Source organism: Flagellimonas olearia, from assembly GCF_009184425.1.
In the GTDB taxonomy this organism is placed as follows: Bacteria; Bacteroidota; Bacteroidia; order Flavobacteriales; family Flavobacteriaceae; genus Flagellimonas; species Flagellimonas olearia.
The window spans coordinates 759,111-781,287 of record NZ_WELG01000002.1 but is presented as its reverse complement, the minus strand read 5'-3'; the positions used below and the strand labels follow the sequence as shown (position 1 = coordinate 781,287).

Annotated in this window: 22 protein-coding genes; 8 read left to right on the top strand and 14 right to left on the bottom strand. The window is 45.1% G+C overall.

Annotated elements, in window-relative coordinates:
- Positions 1-14 precede the first annotated feature (14 nt).
- From sufD to F8C76_RS12885, 7 genes are all read right to left on the bottom strand, one after another.
- Entirely contained in the window at positions 15-1,331 is a 1,317-nt protein-coding gene (gene sufD, locus F8C76_RS12915; RefSeq protein WP_152132125.1) for a Fe-S cluster assembly protein SufD, read from the bottom strand.
- A 98-nt stretch (positions 1,332-1,429) separates the two neighbouring features.
- A complete protein-coding gene (sufC, locus tag F8C76_RS12910; RefSeq protein WP_152132881.1) occupies positions 1,430-2,182 on the bottom strand; it encodes a Fe-S cluster assembly ATPase SufC in 753 nt (250 codons plus the stop codon).
- Positions 2,183-2,200: 18 nt separating this feature from the next.
- On the bottom strand, positions 2,201-3,076 hold the full coding sequence (locus F8C76_RS12905; RefSeq protein WP_152132123.1) for an N-acyl homoserine lactonase family protein: 876 nt from the start codon (positions 3,074-3,076) through the stop codon (positions 2,201-2,203).
- A gap of 18 nt (positions 3,077-3,094) precedes the next feature.
- Positions 3,095-4,540, bottom strand: coding sequence for a Fe-S cluster assembly protein SufB (sufB, locus tag F8C76_RS12900; protein ID WP_129653989.1), 1,446 nt, complete (start codon positions 4,538-4,540; stop codon positions 3,095-3,097).
- 44 nt (positions 4,541-4,584) lie between these two features.
- Positions 4,585-4,914: a HesB/IscA family protein gene (locus tag F8C76_RS12895; RefSeq protein ID WP_129653988.1), complete on the bottom strand. Its 330-nt coding sequence runs from the start codon at positions 4,912-4,914 to the stop codon at positions 4,585-4,587.
- Between the two features lie 118 nt (positions 4,915-5,032).
- Positions 5,033-6,376 carry a hypothetical protein gene (locus F8C76_RS12890; RefSeq protein WP_152132121.1) on the bottom strand — a complete coding sequence of 448 codons (1,344 nt, stop codon included), beginning with the start codon at positions 6,374-6,376 and terminating at the stop codon, positions 5,033-5,035.
- A 3-nt stretch (positions 6,377-6,379) separates the two neighbouring features.
- A complete protein-coding gene (locus tag F8C76_RS12885) occupies positions 6,380-7,648 on the bottom strand; it encodes a choice-of-anchor B family protein (RefSeq protein ID WP_152132119.1) in 1,269 nt (422 codons plus the stop codon).
- 64 nt (positions 7,649-7,712) lie between these two features.
- On the opposite strand from F8C76_RS12885, the gene thiL reads away from it, so the two are divergent.
- Positions 7,713-8,759, top strand: coding sequence for a thiamine-phosphate kinase (thiL, locus tag F8C76_RS12880; protein ID WP_152132117.1), 1,047 nt, complete (start codon positions 7,713-7,715; stop codon positions 8,757-8,759).
- Between the two features lie 120 nt (positions 8,760-8,879).
- On the opposite strand, the gene F8C76_RS12875 is transcribed toward thiL, so the two are convergent.
- Entirely contained in the window at positions 8,880-9,134 is a 255-nt protein-coding gene (locus F8C76_RS12875) for a DUF1660 family phage protein (RefSeq protein ID WP_129653985.1), read from the bottom strand.
- A gap of 260 nt (positions 9,135-9,394) precedes the next feature.
- On the opposite strand from F8C76_RS12875, the gene brnQ reads away from it, so the two are divergent.
- Complete coding sequence (brnQ, locus tag F8C76_RS12870; protein WP_152132116.1) at positions 9,395-10,684, top strand: branched-chain amino acid transport system II carrier protein; 1,290 nt, start codon at positions 9,395-9,397, stop codon at positions 10,682-10,684.
- Here the strand turns inward: brnQ and F8C76_RS12865 are convergent.
- The gene (locus F8C76_RS12865) at positions 10,681-11,433 is read right to left on the bottom strand and encodes a phosphatase PAP2 family protein (protein ID WP_152132115.1); all 753 of its coding nucleotides are present in this window, start codon (positions 11,431-11,433) and stop codon (positions 10,681-10,683) included. The genes brnQ and F8C76_RS12865 overlap by 4 nt on opposite strands.
- Before the next feature lie 550 nt (positions 11,434-11,983).
- On the opposite strand from F8C76_RS12865, the gene F8C76_RS12860 reads away from it, so the two are divergent.
- Positions 11,984-12,565 carry a CPBP family intramembrane glutamic endopeptidase gene (locus F8C76_RS12860; protein WP_152132113.1) on the top strand — a complete coding sequence of 194 codons (582 nt, stop codon included), beginning with the start codon at positions 11,984-11,986 and terminating at the stop codon, positions 12,563-12,565.
- Positions 12,566-12,619: 54 nt separating this feature from the next.
- Here the strand turns inward: F8C76_RS12860 and F8C76_RS12855 are convergent, their stop codons facing one another.
- The 3 genes from F8C76_RS12855 to F8C76_RS12850 all read right to left on the bottom strand — a co-directional run bounded on the left by F8C76_RS12855 (position 12,620) and on the right by F8C76_RS12850 (position 15,130).
- Positions 12,620-13,534 (bottom strand): ketopantoate reductase family protein, encoded by a 915-nt coding sequence (locus F8C76_RS12855; RefSeq protein ID WP_152132111.1) that lies wholly within the window; start codon positions 13,532-13,534, stop codon positions 12,620-12,622.
- 62 nt (positions 13,535-13,596) lie between these two features.
- Positions 13,597-13,770, bottom strand: coding sequence for a hypothetical protein (locus F8C76_RS18740; protein ID WP_170284027.1), 174 nt, complete (start codon positions 13,768-13,770; stop codon positions 13,597-13,599).
- 67 nt (positions 13,771-13,837) lie between these two features.
- The gene (locus F8C76_RS12850) at positions 13,838-15,130 is read right to left on the bottom strand and encodes an aminopeptidase P family protein (RefSeq protein WP_152132109.1); all 1,293 of its coding nucleotides are present in this window, start codon (positions 15,128-15,130) and stop codon (positions 13,838-13,840) included.
- Between the two features lie 78 nt (positions 15,131-15,208).
- Here F8C76_RS12850 and F8C76_RS12845 point away from each other — a divergent pair, with 78 nt between their 5' ends.
- The 3 genes from F8C76_RS12845 (at position 15,209) to F8C76_RS12835 (ending at position 17,468) form a co-directional block, all read left to right on the top strand.
- Complete coding sequence (locus F8C76_RS12845; RefSeq protein ID WP_116217617.1) at positions 15,209-15,598, top strand: DUF2721 domain-containing protein; 390 nt, start codon at positions 15,209-15,211, stop codon at positions 15,596-15,598.
- Positions 15,599-15,750: 152 nt separating this feature from the next.
- Positions 15,751-16,929 (top strand): acetyltransferase domain-containing protein, encoded by a 1,179-nt coding sequence (locus tag F8C76_RS12840; RefSeq protein WP_152132108.1) that lies wholly within the window; start codon positions 15,751-15,753, stop codon positions 16,927-16,929.
- Between the two features lie 95 nt (positions 16,930-17,024).
- Entirely contained in the window at positions 17,025-17,468 is a 444-nt protein-coding gene (locus F8C76_RS12835) for a hypothetical protein (protein WP_152132107.1), read from the top strand.
- Here F8C76_RS12835 and F8C76_RS12830 read toward each other — a convergent pair.
- Positions 17,448-18,407, bottom strand: coding sequence for a succinylglutamate desuccinylase/aspartoacylase family protein (locus tag F8C76_RS12830; RefSeq protein ID WP_152132105.1), 960 nt, complete (start codon positions 18,405-18,407; stop codon positions 17,448-17,450). The genes F8C76_RS12835 and F8C76_RS12830 overlap by 21 nt on opposite strands.
- Complete coding sequence (locus tag F8C76_RS12825) at positions 18,388-19,275, bottom strand: RimK family alpha-L-glutamate ligase (RefSeq protein ID WP_152132103.1); 888 nt, start codon at positions 19,273-19,275, stop codon at positions 18,388-18,390. The genes F8C76_RS12830 and F8C76_RS12825 overlap by 20 nt, the downstream gene beginning before the upstream one ends.
- Positions 19,276-19,498: 223 nt before the next feature.
- Here F8C76_RS12825 and F8C76_RS12820 point away from each other — a divergent pair, with 223 nt between their 5' ends.
- Both F8C76_RS12820 and F8C76_RS12815 read left to right on the top strand, forming a co-directional pair.
- Entirely contained in the window at positions 19,499-20,167 is a 669-nt protein-coding gene (locus F8C76_RS12820; protein WP_129653975.1) for a succinate dehydrogenase cytochrome b subunit, read from the top strand.
- A 2-nt stretch (positions 20,168-20,169) separates the two neighbouring features.
- Positions 20,170-22,173, top strand: a complete 2,004-nt coding sequence (locus F8C76_RS12815; RefSeq protein WP_152132101.1) for a fumarate reductase/succinate dehydrogenase flavoprotein subunit — start codon at positions 20,170-20,172, stop codon at positions 22,171-22,173.
- Positions 22,174-22,177: the final 4 nt, after the last annotated feature.

Below are 22,177 nucleotides of genomic sequence, written 5' to 3'. Positions count from 1 at the left end.
AAGATTGTTATGGGTTACAGCTCAAATCCAACACGAACCCCCAATTTATTGGCGATGATCTTGTTGATTCTGGTCTTCACCTCTGGAATACGCACACTTTCCAAAACGTTGTTGGCAAAAGCGTACATCAGCAAGGCCGTGGCCTCTTTCTTGGGAATCCCCCTGGAACGCAGATAGAACAGTGCTTCCTCATCCAACTGACCAATGGTACACCCGTGGGAGCATTTTACATCGTCCGCAAAAATCTCCAACTGGGGCTTGGTGTTGATGGTGGCCTTGTCGCTGATCAAAATATTGTTGTTCTGCTGAAAGGCATTCGTTTTCTGGGCAATCTTGTCTACAATGATCTTCCCGTTGAAGACTCCTGTGGATTTCTCCCCAAAGATTCCTTTGTAATCCTGATGGCTCTCGCAGTTGGGCTGGGCATGGTGCACCAAGGTGTGATGGTCCACATGCTGCTTTTCGCCCAAAATGGTAACTCCTTTCAATGTGGAATCGATTCGTTCCCCATTTTGATAGAAGTTCAGGTTGTTCCTGATCAACTTCCCGCCAAAGGAAAAAGTGTGCACCCGCACCACGCTATTGTCCTTTTGGGAAATATAGGTATTGTCCACCAACGAGGCCGTATTGGCATCGTTCTGCACTTTGTAATAGTCCACATTGGCATCTTTGGCCGCAAAAATCTCGGTAACGGAATTGGTAAAGACCTCATTCTCCGTTAAACTTTGGTGCCGTTCAATGATCTGTACCTCCGCATTTTCCTCAACAACGACCAAGTTTCTGGGCTGTAACATCAAAGCCGCTTCGTTCCCCGTGGCCAAATGCAATATTTGGATGGGCTTCTTGGGCATTTTGTTCTTTGGGATGTAGATATAGGCCCCTTCTTTACAAAAGGCTGTGTTCAAGGTGGTCAGGGACTCGTCCTTGGAGGCCACTTTGTTAAAATACACATCTATTACCTGTCTGAACATGGGCTTGGTGAATGCAGAGCTCATCAAACAGACGTCCACCCCATCATGGGTCGTCTCCGAAAGATAGGAGCTATAGACCCCGTCCACGAAGACAATCTTATAGGTGTCTATCTCGTGAAGGAAATACTTTTTGATGTCCTTATATTCCAAGGTGCTTTCCTCCTTTGGAAAAATACTGAAGTCCACCTTCTGCAAACTATTCAGGGAGGTATATTTCCAAGCTTCTTCCTTTTTGGAGGGAAATCCTTTTTCCTCAAAGTTCTTGATCGCTTCGGAACGTAAGTCATGAACCGGATTCTCCAAGTCCACACTGTTCTCAAAAGCCAAGAAAGAGGAAAGTAATTTATCTTTTAAATCCATTTTATCTTTTCATTGTCATTCCTGAGCAGGCAGGAATCTCATTAATTAAGGTCTTTTCTCAGAATGGATTCCCATTTTCATGGGAATGACATAAGTTCCTATACCGTAGCTTCCTGTTTGATCCAGTCGTACCCTTTTTCTTCCAACTCCAAGGCCAATTCCTTGGTACCGGATTTTACGATTTTACCATCGTGAAGTACATGGACGAAGTCGGGAACAATGTAGTCCAACAAACGCTGATAGTGTGTGATCACAATGATGGCGTTGTCTTTGTTCTTCAATTTATTGACCCCATTGGCCACAATTCGAAGGGCATCGATATCCAATCCGGAATCGGTCTCATCCAAAATGGCCAACTTGGGTTCCATCATGGCCATTTGGAAAATCTCGTTTCTTTTCTTTTCACCACCGGAAAATCCTTCGTTCAAGGAACGGGACAAAAACTTTCGGTCAATTTCCAGTAGTTCCGATTTTTCCCGGATCAATTTAAGCATCTGGTTGGCTGGCATGTCTTCCAACCCCCTAGCCTTTCTGGACTCATTGATGGCCGTTTTTATAAAGTTGGTCACCGTTACCCCGGGAATCTCAACAGGGTATTGAAATGACAGGAATATGCCTTTGTGCGCCCTTTCTTCGGGGGCCAGTTCTTCCAAATCCTCACCGTCCAGGGAAATGGTCCCTTTCTTGATGTCAAATTCTTCCTTTCCGGCAATTACGGAGGCCAAGGTACTCTTCCCGGAACCGTTGGGTCCCATAATGGCATGTACCTCTCCTGCATTCACCTCAAGGTTGATCCCCTTCAGGATTTTTTTATCCTCTATGCTTGCGTGTAAATTCTTGATCTCTAGCATTCTGTTCTTCTTCAAATATTATTGTAAATAGTTGGGTGCCTTGGGCAGTTTTTCAAAATCTTCCTTGGAGTGTTGTAAATATACTTTTGCCCCTTTTTCTTCGGCAAAAGCTTCAAACTCTCCCATACTTTTCTTGGTGAGGGCCACATCATAATTGAAAATGGGTACTCTACGGAACTCCCGGTTCTCGTAAAAATGGTACATGTCCCCAGAAAGCATCAACGGTCCGTGCTCCACCATATCCAAGTACAACACTTGATGGCCAGGGGTATGGCCCGGCATAAATTTCATTACCACACTTCCATCCCCGAACACATCGTAATCCCCATTGATCTTCTTCACTTTGGTAAGCTCTTTAATAGAATTATAGATGTCTGGATTATTCTTTTGATTGTCCTCGCTTGTCACAAAGTCGTATTCCTTTTCCTGCACCAACCACGTGGACCCTGCAAATACGTTGGCATGGCCAATATGATCAAAGTGGGTATGGGACAATGCAATAAAATCAATATCAGCAACGGTCATGTCGATCCTGGCCAATTGGTTGGCCACAGAATCTTTTCGGGAAACGGTAAATGCCCCATCAGGTGATGTAAAGGGCTCTGGAAGACCCACCAAGCTTTCGGGAAGGCCTGCATCCCACATCAAAGTGCCTTTGGGGTGAACGATGACGTAAAAAGCATCGGCAAATTCCTTGGACTGCCCCGTGTAGGTGGTATCCTGTGAAAAGAGCTCCAACATATTGGCATTTACAGTACCCCCGCTAAAAGCATAGAGCTTCACTTCGGGCTTTGCTGCCTCGGTCACCGCTGGTTCCGATTCTGCAGCTTCCTTTTTGGCCTGCTTGCATGAAAATACGCCAACAACCAATAGTAGTACAAGTAGCTTTTTCATATTCATTGTGTTGTTTGATTATCCTACCGATCCTTCCAGACTGATTTCCAACAATTTCTGGGCTTCCACGGCAAATTCCATGGGCAGTTTGTTCAACACCTCTTTGCTGAATCCGTTCACGATCAGAGCAATGGCTTTTTCGGTGTCGATACCCCGTTGGTTGCAATAGAAAATCTGGTCCTCGCCAATTTTACTGGTCGTGGCCTCGTGTTCTATTTGAGCTGTCTTGTTCTTGGCCTCAATGTACGGGAAGGTATGTGCCCCACATCGATTGCCCATCAAAAGGGAATCACACTGCGAAAAGTTTCTGGCATTTTCTGCCCGGCTGTTCACCTGCACCAATCCGCGGTAGCTGTTTTGGGACTGTCCTGCAGAAATTCCTTTGGAAATAATGGTACTCTTGGTATTCTTGCCCAAGTGGATCATCTTGGTACCGGTATCCGCTTGTTGAAAGTTATTGGTCACGGCAATGGAATAGAATTCCCCGATGGAGTTATCTCCCTTCAACACACAGGAAGGATACTTCCAGGTAACAGCAGATCCTGTCTCCACCTGCGTCCAAGAAATTTTGGCGTTCTTTTCGCAAAGTCCACGCTTGGTCACAAAGTTGAAAACCCCACCTTTGCCTTCCTTGTCCCCGGGAAACCAGTTTTGAACGGTTGAATATTTTATTTCGGCATCATCCATTGCTATCAGCTCTACCACGGCTGCGTGCAATTGATTCTCATCCCGTGAAGGTGCGGTACAACCTTCCAAATAACTCACATAACTCCCCTCATCGGCAATGACCAAGGTACGCTCAAACTGACCTGTACCGGCCTGGTTGATTCGGAAATAGGTAGAGAGTTCCATGGGGCATCTCACCCCTTTCGGAATGTAGCAGAAAGACCCATCGGAAAATACCGCTGAGTTCAAGGCCGCATAAAAGTTGTCCTTCTTGGGAACGACTGTTCCGATGTATTTCTTTACCAACTCAGGGTGTTCCTGGATGGCTTCGGAAATGGAACAAAAGATAATTCCCTTTTCGGCCAAGGTTTTCTTGAAGGTTGTGGCCACAGAAACGGAGTCCATAACGATATCCACAGCAACACCAGCCAATTTTTTTTGCTCGTCCACCGAGATTCCCAACTTCTTGAAGGTGTCCAACAACTCTGGATCAACCTCATCCAAGCTGTTGTACTTGGGTTTTTTATTGGGTGCCGAATAATAGGAAATATCCTGAAAATCGGGTTTTTTATAGGTCACGTTGGCCCATTCCGGCTCTTCCATTTCCTTCCAGGCCTTGAAAGCTTCCAAGCGCCATTCCGTCATCCAATCCGGCTCTTCCTTCTTTTTGGAAATGGCAATGACGATTTCCTCGTTCAGGCCCTTGGGCAGGGTGTCCGATTCTATATCTGTGTAGAAACCATACTCATATTCCTTGGTTTCCAGCTCTTTTTTTAATTCTTCCTCTGTATACGCCATGTTCTGTCAATAAGTCAATTGGCAATGGCCAATTATCAATTCAATTATAAAGAAAAACTTTCCCCACAACCGCAAGTGCGCTGGGCATTGGGATTGTTAAAGACAAAGCCTTTCCCGTTCAGTCCTCCTGAATATTCCAAGGTGGTGCCCACCAGGTACAAAAAACTCTTTTTGTCCACAATGATGCGCACGGCATTATCCTCAAAAACTTTATCGGTGTCCGAAGCGGTTTTGTCAAACTTCAATTCATAGGACAAACCGCTGCACCCTCCACTTTTTACGCCTACGCGCACAAAGTCGGTATTGGCATCAAAACCTTCCTCGGTCATGAGCGTCACGACTTTCTGCTTGGCTGTTTCCGAAACTTTGATCATCTTAACTGGATTTGTTCTAAATAGCCTACAAATATACTGTATCTGTAGGGTTTTACCATACATCCTAACATTATAATAACGAATATGCCCATAGGGGTTTTCTATGGAACCAAAAGGCTTATTTTATTTTGATGACCACAAGATCGGTCATGCCTTTGGAATCAATTCCAGAAAAGTCGGTACTAGCCGCATCGCCGACCAAGACCAACCCTCCATCAGTGCTTTCCACTACGCTAAAACCAAAGTCCAAATTGGACCCGCCAAAGGTTTTTTGATAGATGAGATTTCCTTGCGCATCGCTCTTAATGATCCAAACATCATTTTCCCCTTGGTTTTCGGTAGCATCGCCATCGGTGCTTTTTGAATTTCCAGCAATCACAAAACCGCCCTCTTTTGTGACTGCCAAACCATTGGCGTCATCAAATTCGGTTCCCCCAAAGGTCTTTTCCCAAAGCAAATTCCCATTATCATCTATTTTGATGAGCCAGACATCGGAACCTCCATTGTTGCGGGAAACATCGGTATCCGTGCTAAAGGTATGTCCCACTATGGCATATGCCCCATCTGGAGTTTTGACAATATCGTTGGACACCTCTATCCCTGTCCCCCCAAAGGATTTTTCCCAGAGCAAGGTTCCATTCGCATCCACTTTTATCACCCAAAAATCATAGCTGCCCTTGGTGTTTGAGATATCAAAATCATCACTTTCCGAAAAACCGGCCATGACAAATCCACCATCATTGGCCTGCACCACCCCGTGGGCCCTATCGTTATTGGTTCCCCCGAAATAGCGTCGCCATTGTAGATTGCCATCCGCATCTATTTTTGTTCCCCAAAACTCACCCACTCCATGACGGGTAAGGTAGTTGCTCCCTTTTCCGAAGTTGCCCTCGCCATTGGATTGGGTCACATCCAAAAATCCAGCAAAAAAGAAACCGCCGTCATCGGTCTGGACCACATCATAGCAATGATCATGCCCTGAAAAACCAAAACTTTGTTCCCATAAAATAGAGCCATTGGCATCCAATCGCAAGATCCAGTTGTCATGAAAGCCTTCGTTATTGCTCCCATCGCCATCATCACTCATGGCATAGCCCACAATGGCATATCCTCCATCGGTGGTCTGGATCACCGCCTGGCCAAGGTCATCCTTGCTACCTCCATAGGTCTTACTCCATTGAAGGTTGCCTTCAGCGTCCAATTTCAACAGCCAATAATCATTTACCGCCAAGCTCTTGCCTTCCAAATCCCCATCCGTGCTATTGCTGTATCCCAAAATGGCATATCCTCCATCCATGGTCTGGATGATGGAACGCCCGGTATCTTCCCCAGAGCCTCCAAAACTTTTTATCCATTGCACTTCTCCCAAGAAAGGAGGTTCCATGTTTTGGTCCATGGTGTAATCATCCTCCAAGCAAGACCAAAAACACAGTACAAGAAAAATTGGGATGGCTTTCTTCATGGCCTAATTTGATTTTTGAACTACAAACAATCCAGAATTGATGTCGTTGATAAGAATCTTACCGCTTTCAAAAAAGGGATAAACACTCCATACCCCATTGAACCCAGCAGTGTTATTGGAAGGATAGGTGTCAAAGAATGCTTTTTCGGTAATGGTTCCGGAAGCAATGGAAGTAATATCCAACACCCGCATTCCTGCTGTATAATTGGCCAAGAAAAACTCATCGCCCAACACATATCCATTATGATCAATAGCGCCGGTCGGGCCCAAATAGGTGGTATGCAAGACAGGATTGTCCAAATCGGAAAAATCAAAAACAAGGGTTCTGGAATCAAAACCAAAATCCACCTCATCCAACTCGTCTCCCAAAATAAAGTAGCGCTGGTCCTCAGTAAACCAACCTTGATGGGTATATCCGATGTTGGGGTAGGTCAAGGTCCCTATTTCAACAGGGTTGGATTTATCCGTAATGTCCACTAGGGCAATTTGACTTTCATTGGCCCCGATAAAGATTTCGCGTCCCGCATAATCCATATCCGGCCCATTATAGGTAACCACCTGGGCGTCATGAGTGTACCCATTGGCTCCGTAGCCTCCCACACCATTAGGGTTTAAGGGATTCTGTATGTCAATGAAATGTACGCCACCGTTAAAGGCATCATTTCGGGCGGTTCCCACGGGGTAGGCAAATCCCATGGTTTCATTGATTACCACATTGTGGGCATTTCCAATTCCTGTGTATCGGGCATCAGCGGTAAATTCAACCGGAGGTTCAGTCACGTCTCGCAATCTTTTCAAATCAAAAACCTGCATGCCGTGATTACTTGCTTCGGAAACGGTAAAAACAAAATCGCCATATACCTTTAAGTCCCGCCAAGAACTTGCCACGGTAGCGGTCAACAGTTTTCCCAAATACATTGGATTTTCCGAATCGGTGATGTCCACAAATGCCGTACCATTGTCCAGACCCACCAAGGCATATTCATTTCCCGTGGTCGTATCGGTCCAACCCCAAATATCGTTGCCCTTGGCGGCGGCAAAAGCATCTAAATCCATCTGAAAAAGTAGGTCGTATCCTTGGCAAGGGTACACATCGGCCATACCTCCTTCACAAGCCGAAAAACCGCGGGTCACTACTCCGGTTCCAACATTTGGACCATCGCCCCCGTTTCCTCCATTTTGATCATTGTTGGGAATTCCGGTTCCATTGTCGCTGGAGCACCCCATAAAAAATAAAATCGCCAAAAGCGGTAAAATAGCTTTACTGGCCATAACATAGCAATTTTAAGTCTCTACTAAAGATACAATTTATAATTATCCTGTTTACTTTTGCCCCATGATAGAAGATAAGAATCCGCAGCGCACATCCTTGGAGGAAATGGGAGAGTTTGGCCTCATTGACCACCTTACCCAAAATTTTAAACTGAACCAGCCTTCATCATTAATGGGTATTGGTGATGATGCCGCTGTTCTGGATTTTGCAGATAAAAAAACTGTGGTTTCCACCGATATGTTGGTAGAGGGCGTCCATTTTGATTTAAGCTATATGCCCTTGAAACATTTGGGGTACAAATCGGTGATAGTAAACCTGTCCGATATCTATGCTATGAATGCCATGGCCACCCAGGTGACTGTTTCCATTGCGGTTTCCAATCGGTTTCCTTTGGAAGCACTTGAGGAATTCTATGAAGGTGTCGCCACAGCCTGTAAAATATACGATGTGGACCTTGTGGGTGGGGATACCACCTCTTCCAACAAGGGTATGATCATTAGTGTCACTGCCTTGGGTGTAGCCGATGAAAAGGATATTGTTTACCGAAAGGGAAGCAAGGCCAATGATTTATTAGTGGTGAGTGGCGATTTGGGAGGAGCCTATTTGGGACTGCAAGTGTTGGAACGTGAAAAAGAAGTGTTCAAAGTGAATCCCAACAGTCAACCCGATCTGGAGCCCTACTCCTACATCGTGGAGCGACAACTAAAACCTGAAGCCAGAAAAGACGTGGTGGAGCTGCTTAAAAAATTGGAGGTGAAACCAACTTCCATGATCGACATCAGTGATGGACTTTCATCGGAGATTCTGCATTTATGCAAAAGGGGCGAGGTGGGCTGTAACCTTTTTGAAGACCAAATTCCATTGGACCCTACCGTTATTTCAACTGCTGAAGAATTTAAAATGGACAGCACCATGATTGCTTTGGGAGGTGGTGAAGATTATGAGCTATTGTTCACCGTGGACCAAGGGGATTATCCAAAGATCAAGGCCAATCCCAACCTGACCGTGATCGGGCATATGACCCAAAAGAGCGAAGGGGCCCATTTGGTGACCCGTGCCAAAACTAAAATTCCATTGACGGCCCAAGGCTGGAACTCCTTCAATGGATAGTACAAAAAATCCCGAAAATCAAGGGTATCCACTTCATGGTCTTGGGGCACGCAACCGATAGCCGTAGGTACTTACTTAAGTTTCCGGGATAAGCAATGTTTTCCTTAAAAGAAAAAAGGGTTATGCCACTTGGTGCACCACCCTACTTCTTCTTTTTCTATACATATCTTCCAATGTGCTGTTGATTTCCTGCATTTGGGGCGTAAGGGCCGAAAGTTTGCCGCTTACATCGGTAGTGACCTGTTTTTGGCAATGGATACATTTGTATTCCTTAATGTGTTGGGTCACTTTTTTGGAAACCGTGTAGTGGTGTCCAAAAAGGTTGCAGAAGAATGAGGAGAATTTGTTGCCATGTTGTGAGGAGGGAGTCTTCATAGTCGGTGTTGTTTGGAAAGCACATGCGATTTGGGGAATCGAAAAAATGCCGTAATTAGTTAACTGTAATTTTTTGTTATACGTTGGTTTTTAGTTGAACGGTTTTCTTTTTGAACGAATGTTGATAACTTTTTATTTTACGGATATTACGCCAAATCGTTTTTTTCGATGAAATACACGTTAATCGGCAAAAAGTCAGTTTATTCCGTTGAATTGCGTTTTCGAAATATAATACATTAAGAAAATATTATCAACACTTTATGAACAAAAAATCGTTAACGATTACCACCTTTGCCCTTTTCTCCCTCTTTTTTGGTGCGGGCAACCTTATCCTACCCCCTCAATTGGGATTCCGTTCAGGGAATCTATGGTGGTTGGTCACCTTGGGGTTTTGTCTTTCCGCAGTCATCATTCCCCTATTGGGTATTTTGGCCCATGCCCGCTTGCAGGGCACCATGTTCGATTTTGCCAAAAAAGTATCTCCCGTATTCAGTTGGGTCTACTGCTATTTGGTCTATGCCATTGCCATTGCCCTTCCTTCTCCCAGGACGGCCGCAGTTACCCATGAAATGGCCGTTCAACCTATGTGGGATACCCCCAGTTGGATTACCAGTGTTATCTACTTTGCGTTGGTTTATGTTTTTGTGGTAAACCGGTCCAAAATTTTGGATTTGGTGGGCAAACTGCTCACCCCGGGCATCTTGGCCATCCTTCTATTTATTTTTATGGTGGCCACTTTTTCATTCGATTTTAATTTTAGTGCCTCCCAGATAACACATCCATTCAGTCATGGAATTTTGGAAGGTTACCAAACTTTTGATGCCATAGGGGCCGTTGTGGTCGGAGCCGTCATTATCATTTCCATCAATCTAAAGAATACGGATGCTTCTTTCGAATCCAAAAAAAGTCTGATCCGAAAATCCGGATTTTTAGCTGGTCTGGGGCTGTTCCTGGTTTATGCCGGACTCATTTTTACCGGGGCCGTGTTTAGCGACTCCTTTGACCCATCCATTTCAAGGACCGCGCTTTTAAGCGGTATCAGTCTACAGACTTTGGGTGGCACCGCCCATTGGTTCCTCAGTCTTTTGGTGAGTCTTGCCTGTTTCACCACCGCTGTTGGCATTGTTACGGGGACTTCGGATTTTATTAAGGGTCAATTCAACGATTCCGTTTTGGCCTATCGGATTACGGCCGTCATCGGGTGTCTTTTAGGGATTCTCATGGGACAGCTCAACGTGGATTATATCATCGCCGTGGCACTTCCGGCCCTTATGCTGATTTATCCCATTACGATTATATTGATTCTACTGAATGTTGTCCCGGAAAAACTTGCCACACCTTGGGTGTTTCGTTGGGTGGTGGTCACCACCGTGATTTTTAGTGTTCCGGATTTTTTGGGAAGTGTGGGATTAAGTTCTACAATAGGACCATACACTGAATGGTTGCCCTTGATCAACTATCAATTGGGTTGGGTACTTCCCGCTATAGTGGTTTTTGTGATATCCAATCTGTTTCAGAAAAAATTGAATGGTCAAAATTCCGTTTCTTAAAACGATGCGGATAATACCACCCCAAACGTTTCCCCTCCATGGAAATCTATCTTGATGCCTTTAAAAAAATCGTTATCCCCAAACACCATTTTTTTTACAAAAGGAGTGATTTGATAAGCCAGTTTTGTGCTCAAAATCCCAATGCCAGCTCCAGTGACCACATCGGTAAACCAATGTCGGTTGTTGTACATCCGAAGAAAGCCGGTACATGCCGCCACCAAATATCCCGATATTCCATACCAAACGGACACTTCACCGAATTCCTGATTCAAAAATTCCGCGGCCATAAAAGCGGTTGCCGTATGGCCCGAAGGAAATGCGTTATACGCGGTTCCATCCGGTCTTTGGATGGCGGTTAGTCTCTTGAGGCCTTGCACCGTAGCCCCCATGATCACATATGCGGTGCCCAAGGCGATGGTCCTATCCTTAAAATTATGCTTCCCCTTGACTCCCATTGCATTCAAGGCATATACGGACACCATGGGAACGTATTGGCTATAGTCATCTATATAGGTGCCTCTGTCCCGGAGTGCATCCATCTCGCTCCTCATTTGTAGATTAAAGCGTTTGATGCCGTCACTTTCAAGACCTATGAACCCATAACTTATCAGAGCGGTGGGGATGATCAGTTTTTTGTAATTGAACTCGGAATTGATGTTTTGTTCTAGGGAATCTGGCTGTATGCGTTGTGCAAACAGATTCGGACAAAACAAACAGAACAGTACTGCCAGTTTTATAAAATCTGCCATTCTTTTTTAATTGTGCACGCCTCCAAGGCATGAAGTAGGTTAAACTTATCTATGCCCAGAGCGGGACGGCTCGAGCGTTAGAGCCTCGAAGTTCAGGGTTCCCTAGATAAGTTTGTGTGCCCAATTGACGAATGACTGGTATGGGTTCACCAATCCCATAAAGTAATTGACGGGGACTTCCAAAAAACCACAAAAAAGAAGAAGAATTGGTTTTGTGAAGCAAGCAGAAAATTAAAGGTGAAGATCAAATGGCGTCATATTTCCACTTGTGTTCAGCATCCAATATATGATTCATGTGGAATCTCCCTCAAATCAGATGCGATTAGAAACTCAAACTCTCTTTAGTACACATTATAGCGCTAGCTTATTTTAAAATAATAAGAGTATATTGAAAGATCTTATACTTTATTAGCGTGGTTTGTTAGGTATTGTAGTTGTTTCTCTTCTCTCATGGCTGATTCTTTGGTTAATTTCAAAAGAACACATCACTGTTCTAGGGATATTGCCCACCAAGAGGCGCTTGAAAGGGTTTTCCGTTGGTTTGATTTTCATGGCGTTGTTTTGTACTATCAATTTACTGGGCCAGTCCTATTTTAAGGACATTGGCTATATAAGAAATACGGATTATGGAATTTGGGAGAGCATCAATGGGATATGGTGGGCGTTTAAGGCCGCTTTGCTTGAAGAACTTATTTTTAGAGGTGCATTGTTATACCTTCTCATCAAAAGATTAGGAGTCAATTGGGCATGCATCATCAGTGCATCGGCATTTGGAATATACCATTGGTTCAGTTATCAAATGTTTGGTAGCGGTCTCATTCCAATGGCCTATGTTTTTCTATTGACCGGAGCAGGAGGTTGGATGTTTGCCTTTGCCTTTGCCAAAACGAAATCCTTGTATACGCCATTGGGATTGCATTTTGGATGGATCGTGATCAGTATAGTTGTTTTTTCCGCTGGCCCATTGGGCAATTCCTTATTCGTTCCGGATGGCGAAGGTGTGGATTTAGGTGGATGGGAACAATTATCGTTTTTTCTTTGGCAGACATTGGTCGTGCCAGGAATTGTAACTTGGTATCTTATCAAAAATCCCCGTAAAACTAAACAGGAGTTCCCCAAGCCCGCCGAGTGATCGACCGGGTTTTCCAAAACCCCGCAAAAAAGAAGAATAAAAGCTGCGAAGGCTCTATCGGTGCAGTTCGGATTTTAGTTTTACCAATTCCCCCAACAATCGGGTTTCCTTTACCCGATCGGATAGGTTCATGGCCTGGGCCATTCGGTAAATTTCAAAGTTCAGGGTGTCAATTTCCGTTTCCCTTTTGTTGTTGATGTCCTGCAAGGTGGAGATAAACTGGCCGTCGGACATTCGGCTTATGGTCAATACTTGGTCTTCCAATTCCGAAGTGCCCAAATCCACCCCTTTTTTGTTGGCAATGGTCACGCATTCCGTAATCACCCGTTGCGCAATGGCCAGCACTTCCTTGTTCCTGTGGAAGATACCATTGTCCACTTCCAACAAGGGACAAATGGAATTAAAAACACTGTTGGCAATGGCTTTTTTCCAGATGGTACGTTGGATGTTCTTTTCCGCCACAAATCTGAAATTGGGCGTATCCAATAGGCCGATCACCGTTTCTAAGCTCGAAGTCTTTTGCTGGATAACCCCAATGGGCGATTCCGCAACGGGTTTGTAACTAACAGTATTGGTATCACTGTGCTGGCTGGTCATGAAAAGAACGCATCGATACAGTTCGCCAAATCCTTTCTCCAAAAAGAGTTGTTCCACGCCCAGTCCATTTTGTAAAAGCACCAAAGGTGAGTTTTTAGCTTTGAATTGTAGTTTTTCGGCAAGTGCCTCGTTTCCGAACGATTTGTTCGTGAGGACCACCAACCCATCCAAGGTTTTGTGATGGTCCAAGGTACTGTTTTGGATGTCGGCCTCGAGCTGTGACCCATCCTTCAACTGCAAGGTAATCTTTTGTTGATGGGGTTTGCCCTGACCTTCGCGGCCGCGGATCAACTCTACTTCCTTTCCCTGATGATGGAGACAAACGGCCAACGTCTTGCCCACAGACCCTGCTCCGATGATAAAAACTTTCATACCTCTAAGGTATCATGTTTATCTTAAACTCATCTCAGGTCGGAAAGTATTCTATGGATACATTATTCAGAGCCCCTCTTTTTCTTGTTGTAATAATATAGGGCATAGGCAATCCCGGCAAGGATCACAAACGGCAAATAACTGCCAATGACCACGCCTATTTCATAAGCGCTGTCCGGTGCTTCCTGAATTTTCTTTTCAATATCGGCTTGTTGTAAAAACAGAATCAGTTTCATAGTTGTTATTGTCTTTCTGGGCAAAGTGAAGAATCCAATCATCTCGACTGCGCTCGATGTGACAAGATTATGTGTTCATCAACTCCTCTATCTCTTCAATCTCAATGGGGATGTTGCGCATCAAATTGAATGGCTCCCCCTTTTCCTGGATGACCACATCGTCCTCCAAACGGATGCCCATGCCCTCTTTTGGAATATAGATCCCAGGTTCTACCGTAAAGACCATATTGGCCTTCATGGGGGTTTTCAATGCTCCATAATCATGGGTATCCAATCCTATATGGTGACTGGTGCCGTGCATAAAGTATTTCTTGTAGGCAGGCCATTTGGGATCTTCGTTCTGTACATCGGCCTTGTCCAATAGACCAAGACCCAACAATTCCGAGGTCATGATCTTACCCACCTCTTTATGGTATTCGGCCCAAAGAGTTCCGGGCACCAACATTTTTGTGGCTTGGTCCTTGACCCTAAGTACCGCACTGTACACTGCTTTTTGACGGTCGGTGAATCTTCCGTTGGCGGGTATGGTCCGGGTAAGGTCACTGGAGTAGTTGGCATATTCCGCGGCCAAATCCATCAAGATCATATCCCCATCCTTCACCTGTTGGTTGTTTTCCACATAGTGGAGCACATTGGCGTTGGCGCCTGATGCAATGATAGGTGTATAGGCAAAGCCTTTGGAACGGTTCCGTACAAACTCATGAAGGAACTCCGCTTCCATTTCATACTCCCAAACGCCAGGTTTCACAAATCCCAAGATTCTTCGGAAACCCTTTTCGGTGATGTCGCAAGCGGTCTGCATCAATGCAATTTCCTCAGGCTCCTTCACCCCGCGAATCTGTTGTAAAATAGTATTGCTCTTCGCCCATTGATGGGCAGGAAAATCTTGCTTACATTTTTGGATGAAACGGTCTTCCCGGGTCTGGGTCTCCACCGCCTGACGGTAATGTTCATTGGTGTTGAAATAAATGGTATCCGCCTCGGTCATCAAATCAAAAAAGACCTTGTCAAAATCCGTGAGCCAGTATACAGTCTCAATTCCAGATACGGCTGTGGCTTGCTCTTTGGTCAGCTTGGCCCCTTCCCAAACCGCAATATGCTCATTGGTCTCCCTCACAAAGAGGATTTCCCTATTTTTTTTGTCCAAAGCATCCGGGAAAAGTACCAAAATGGTTTCCTCTTGATCCGCTCCGCTTAGGTAAAAAATATCCCTGGCTTGCTCAAAGGGCATGGTGCTGTCCGCCCCAATGGGGTAAATGTCGTTGGAGTTGAACACCGCAATACTTTTGGGCTTCATCTGCGCCATAAATTTCTTGCGGTTCTTTATGAATAGGTTTCGATCTATCGGGAAGTATTTCATGTCAAAAAATGATTTGTCCAAATGTAGGTAATTGTGTTCCCGAAGACAAATTCATACCTTCCCGTTAAAATAAAATCCATGCAGCTCAACCTAAGCATCCCGGCCCTATTGTTTCCGGCCATTTCCCTGACCATGTTGGCCTACAATGCCCGATATTTGGCCATTGCGGCACTGATCCGACAGTTGCACAAACAATTTGAGGAAACCTCGGCCCAACCCTTGAAACAACAGATAAACCAACTCAGAAAACGTTTGGGTATCATCAAAAACATGCAGGCCACGGCCATCATCAGTTTCCTATTGGCAGCGGTGACCATGTTCCTCATCTATGTGGAACTGAACGTTTGGGCCAATGTCATCTTTGGGGTAAGTCTGGTCTTTTTGGTTATTTCCTTGCTCTTGTCCCTGCTGGAAGTTCAGCTTTCCACCAAAGCGTTGGGGATTCAGCTAAAGAGCATGGAAAAATGATGCCTAGTTGATGAGGAAATCCTTTCTTTCTTGAAATAAAGCAATTTTCGGGTCTTTTCATCCATGGCTTTTGTGTAATTTGGTAATGCTAATATGCACTTGTACAGAAGGTTATTCCTTTTGATAAAAAACAACCATCAACACACATCATCATGCAGACCAACCGAAAAAACCGAATCAAATCCATTGACATGCTGCGCGGGCTTGTCATGGTCATCATGGCATTGGACCATGTGCGCGATTATTTTCATTTCGATGCCTATTTCTTTGACCCAACGGACATGTCCCAAACCAATGTCCCTTTGTTCTGGACCCGGTTTGTTACCCATTTTTGTGCGCCGGTCTTTGTTTTCTTGGCCGGGACCTCAGCTTTTTTTGTAGGACAACGCATCACTAAAAAAGCCCTCTCCACATGGTTGTTGAAGCGTGGACTTTGGTTGTTGATTGCTGAGTTCACCATTATAAAACTGGCGTGGATGTTCAAACTGGACTATTCCACCATCCTTCTTCAAGTAATTTGGGTGTTGGGTATAAGCATGGTCTGTTTGGCCGGATTCATCCATCTTCCCAAAAAGCTTATGATAGCACTCTCTCTTATTGCCATTTTTGGTCATAACCTATTGGACTCCGTTGCTCCGACCGACCCGGTGACTTCAGGGATATGGACCTTATTGCATGTTTTCAATTTACTGGATTTGGGCAGTTTTCAACTCTTTGTGGGATATCCTATGATTCCTTGGATCTTTGTAATGCCCCTTGGATATTATTTTGGCGGGCTCTACTTGCCTTCCTTTGATGCGAAGCTTCGCATTAAAAGACTGTTTCAAATGGGTGCTGGGATGGTCTTGGTATTTTTGGCGCTGAGGGCCTTCAACACCTATGGTGACCCTAACCTTTGGGCAGATCAAGATAGTATTGGGTTAACCATAGCTTCTTTTTTCAATGTGACCAAATATCCACCGTCCTTGCTTTATTTATTGATCACGCTTGGGCCCTCAATCATTTTTTTGGGCTTGGTGGAAAACTGGCAAAACTACTGGACCGAAAAATTGGTGGTCATTGGTCGGGTACCCATGTTTTTTTACATCCTCCACATTTATGCAATTCATGTTTTGGCGGTGTTTGCTGCCATCTTAACGGGATTCAGTTTTTCCGATATGGTTATCGATCTATGGGTCACTTTACAACCCCAGCTAAGGGGATATGGGTTTAGCCTGTGGGTAGTATACCTCATTTGGATCTTGCTGACCTTGGCCTTGTATCCCATTTGTAGTTGGTATAATGATTATAAGACAACCCATAGGGAAAAATGGTGGTTGACCTATCTATGAAAGCTTTTTTGGATTAAAAAAGTATAGATGTTCACAAAACGGTGTCGGAATACGTCTTGGGATTGATTAATTTTACGGTCCCAGTATTTTTTGGCATGCAGAAGACCGTTAAGGACATTGACTTTTTTAAGAATATCCGTGAGATTCGGGAATGCGAGTTTGGGGTTTTCTATTTCTTTGATGGGTTGGTCATTTCCGAAATCAAGGAAGGTGTGGTCTTTAACTGGTCCATGGCCAAAAAAATTATAGACATTGCCTACGAAATCATCGGCAGGGATAAACCCATTGCTTACATTTCCAATCGCATTAACCCGTATTCGGTAGTCCCTACGGATTGGTTGAAGTTTTATAGAAACAGACACCAGTTGAAGTACTATTCCATTGTAAGCTATGACAAGGGTGGGCTGTCCAGTATTGTTTTGGAGCGACTGTTCTTCAAGGAAAAAATTCGCCAGTTTGAAGATTTGGAAAGTGCCATTGCCTGGAGCCTTTCCAAAATTGAAGAGGAGAAGGAAGGCCTAACGCCCCAGATGAAATAAGGCATCGCCTTGGTTGACCACAGCTTGATGGTTGATACAGATGACGTAGCCATCAAATGGTGCCTTGATTTTTTTGTTTTTTTTCGCGTAGGTATCTGTTACCAAGCCTAAAATCTCCCCTTTCTGAATGTACTGTCCATTCGCAATCTGTGGTATGAACATCCCGGCCCTTGGTGCCCTTACCCAACGGGTAAACTCCAAGTGGACCGATGCGCTTTCCTCTTTTAGTTCACTTTTGGCAAACATGTTCAGGCCATTCATTACGTTTTGTATCCCCTGCATGGCAAATGCAATGGCATTTTCATCAAACCGCATACTTTCACCCGCTTCATACACCATGGTAGGTATGCCCATTTTAAAAGTCGTCTTCCGAAAAGACCCGGTTATCAACTTGGAGGCAAAATGAAATGGTGCCCCGAAGGATTCCGCCAGCATCTTACTTTTAGGGTCTTCCTGGGTATAGCGTGCTTGGGGATGGTTATGGCGTTGGCTTCCCCCAGTATGCAGATCAATTCCAAAATCCACTTGCGGCAATAGCTGGGAGGCATAGGTGTGGGCAATCCTGCTGGCCAGTGACCCTGTTTTGCGCCCGGGAAAACTGCGGTTTACATCCTTCCCATCCGGTACATCCCTTGAAAAATGGATAAATCCAAAAATATTGAGAATCGGGACTACCATTACCGCCCCTTTTTTGACATTGAACTTTTTTTCCTGAAGCATTCTACGCAAGGTTTCTACCCCGTTGATTTCATCTCCATGCAATCCAGCTTGCACCAACACGGTTGGACCGGCATTCTTTCCATTGAACACATGCACCGGGATATCGATCAGTGTTCCCGTAGGCAAACGGGCTATGCCCAACTCAACGGATTTTTGTTCCCCGGGAGCTACGCTCTCCCCATTTATGGTGATGGTCTTGTTATCTTTTTCTACGTCCATTTTTTTCCACATATTGAATGATGTGCTTGGCCACGTTCACATTTGTGGCAGCCTCTATCCCTTTCAATCCCGGAGAGGCATTTACCTCTATCAACAAAGGTCCCTTTTTTGAGCGGATAAGGTCTACTCCGGCAACTCCAAGACCCAGATATTTTGTTGCGTTCAGGGCAATATATTTTTCTTTTGGGGTCAACTGGACCGCTTCGGTTTCCGCACCACGGTGTACATTGGACCTAAAATCATCGATATTGCTGATTCGCTTCATGCTGGCCACCACTTTGTTTCCCACCACAATGATCCGAAGATCTTCGCCATGGGCCTCCTCAATATATTCCTGCAATAAGATACTGGTATTCATATTGTAAAGGGTATCTATAATGGACTTGGCGGATTTTTTGCTCTCGGCCAGCATTACCCCCTTACCTTGGGTACCTTCCTGCAATTTTATGATTACCGGACCACCACCCAAAAACTTGATTTGCTCCTCAACGTTGTAGGGATTGATGGAAAATACGGTTTCAGGAATGGGAATTCCCTTTCTGGACATGATCTGAAGGGTCCGCACCTTGTTGCGGGCCCGGGTTATGCCCAAGGACCTTGCCGTGCTAAAGATGTCGTTCATCTCAAATTGCTTCACAATGGCGGCACCGTGACGAGTCACTGTGGTGCCAATACGGGGAATAATGGCATCGAACTCATCGGTGATATCCTCCGCATCCAAATAAATCTTGGGTTTGTCCGTGCCCAACTGTACCGAACATCGGGTATGATCGATCATTTCCACATAATGTCCGGCATTTTGGGCCTCCTGTGCTATTCTTCTGGTGGAATGTACGTTGAGGCTAACGGATAAAATGGCAATGTCCATGATAAGGTTTCGGTTGGTAATTATCGGTAATATCGGTCAAAAATCCCAAACTTAACATCTCAAGAAGGTTTTGAAAATAGGATCAAGCTTTATGTATTGGCCAAACCTATTTCTTCCAAGGGGCGCCCAACAGCTTAAAATCAATCTAAATAAGCTGTTTTCCAATATTGAAAGCTTGTTAAAAACTCGTCCGTGCTGTAAATTTGTCTCAAAACCAGCACTAATGAGTGGATTGATAAAATCTTCAATTGCCCGAAAAGTTGTGATGGCACTTTCGGGTCTTTTTTTGGTTGTTTTTCTTACACAACATTTTACCATTAACATTGCCTCGGTCCTAGACCCTGAAACCTTTAATGCTTGGTCCCATTTCATGGGATACAATCCATTGGTACAATTTGTTCTTCAGCCCGTTCTTATTGCGGGGGTGATCATCCATTTTGTCATGGGTTTTGCTTTGGAAATCCAGAACAAGAAAGCAAGGGGTGGCAGTTATGTGAAGTACAAGGGAAGCGCCAACGCACCATGGGTGTCCAGAAACATGATCTATTCCGGATTGGTGATCTTAGCTTTTTTGGCACTCCACTTTTATGATTTTTGGGTTCATGAAATGGCCTACAAATACATAGAGGTTTCCCCAGAGGACCCAACGCGTTATTACCATGAAACCGTAGAGAAGTTCGCTCCATTCTGGAGGACCATCATCTACATTGTTTCATTTTTCCTTCTGGGTCTTCACCTGTGGCATGGCTTTGCCTCTTCTTTCCAGAGTATGGGATTGAACAACAAGTACTCTCCAGGTATCAAGACATTTGCAAAAATATTTTCGGTGGTCATTCCATTGGGCTTTGCTTTCATCGCCCTGTATCACCACCTTAACCCAGTAACACATTAAGTATGGGCATAATGGATTCTAAAATTCCATCCGGGCCTTTGGCCGACAAATGGACCAAACATAAGAACGACATCAATCTTGTCAATCCCGCCAACAAAAGGAACATCGATGTTATTGTGGTAGGAACAGGATTGGCTGGAGGTGCGGCTGCCGCTACCTTGGCCGAGTTGGGTTACAACGTTAAGACCTTCTGCTATCAAGATTCCCCACGTAGGGCACACTCCATTGCTGCCCAGGGAGGGATCAACGCAGCCAAAAACTATCAAGGAGATGGGGATAGTAACTACCGTCTCTTTTACGACACCATAAAAGGAGGGGATTATCGTTCCCGTGAAGCCAACGTATACCGATTGGCCGAGGTATCCGGAAACATTATTGACCAATGTGTGGCCCAAGGGGTTCCTTTTGCCCGCGAGTATGGTGGTATGTTGGACAACCGTTCCTTCGGTGGAGTACTCGTGTCCAGAACCTTTTATGCCAAAGGGCAAACAGGGCAACAGTTGCTTTTAGGAGCCTATTCGGCCATGAACCGACAAATCAATCGGGGTAAGATTCAAGCATACAACCGCCATGAGATGATGGACTTGGTCCTAGTGGATGGTAAAGCGCGTGGTATCATCGCCCGTGATTTGGTAAGTGGGGAGATTGAACGACACAGTGCCCATGCCGTGGTTTTGGCCACTGGAGGGTACGGAAACGTATTTTTCCTATCCACCAACGCCATGGGAAGTAACGTAATGGCGGCATGGAGAGCGCACCGCAAAGGAGCTTTCTTTGCCAATCCGTGTTTTACGCAGATCCACCCAACCTGTATCCCGGTTTCAGGGGAACATCAATCCAAATTGACCTTGATGTCCGAATCCCTACGAAACGATGGTCGTATTTGGGTGCCCAAGAAAATGGAAGATGCCGTGGCCATCCGTGAAGGGAAATTGAAGCCTACGCAACTTGCGGAAGAAGATCGTGATTACTATTTGGAGCGACGTTATCCCGCATTCGGTAACCTTGTGCCCCGTGATGTGGCTTCAAGAGCTGCCAAGGAGCGTTGCGATGCCGGATTTGGTGTGAACAAGACCGGGGAGGCCGTGTATTTGGATTTTGCTTCAGCCATTAAACGATACGGAAAAGAAAAAGCGTTGACCTCTGGACTTAAAAATCCAGATGAGGCCACCATCATAAAATTGGGAGAAGAAGTCATTGAAGCCAAATATGGTAACCTCTTCCAGATGTATGAAAAAATTGTGGATGAGAATCCATACAAGACCCCAATGATGATCTATCCTGCGGTGCACTATACCATGGGTGGACTTTGGGTAGATTACAACCTACAGACCACCATTCCCGGTTGCTACGCAGCAGGGGAGGCCAATTTTAGCGACCACGGTGCCAACCGATTGGGGGCTTCGGCCTTGATGCAAGGTCTGGCCGATGGCTATTTTGTGCTGCCTTATACCATTGGCGATTATCTGTCCCATGATATCAGGACCGGAAAAATCCCAACCGACTCCGCAGCGTTCGATGAGGCCGAGAAGCAAGTCCGTGACCGTATGGAAAAACTGATGGGCGGTTCTGGAATCCATTCCGTGGATTACTATCACAAAAAGTTGGGCAAGATCATGTGGAACAAATGTGGTATGGCCCGAAACGCCAAAGAGCTGGAAGAGGCCGTCAAGGAGATTTCCGACTTGCGCAAGGATTTCTGGGAGAACGTAAAGGTTCCCGGAACCATCGACTCCAAAAACCAAGAATTGGAAAAAGCCGGACGAGTGGCCGATTTCTTGGAATTGGGTGAACTGTTTGCCAAGGATGCCCTGCACAGAAACGAATCCTGTGGTGGACATTTCCGTGAGGAATACCAAACCGAGGAAGGTGAGGCGTTGCGTGACGACAAGAACTTTAAATATGTGGCCGCTTGGGAATTTGCCGGTGAGCCCAAAGATGCCAAATTGCACAAAGAGGATTTGGTGTATGAGAACATTGAACTGAAGACACGATCCTACAAATAAGAAA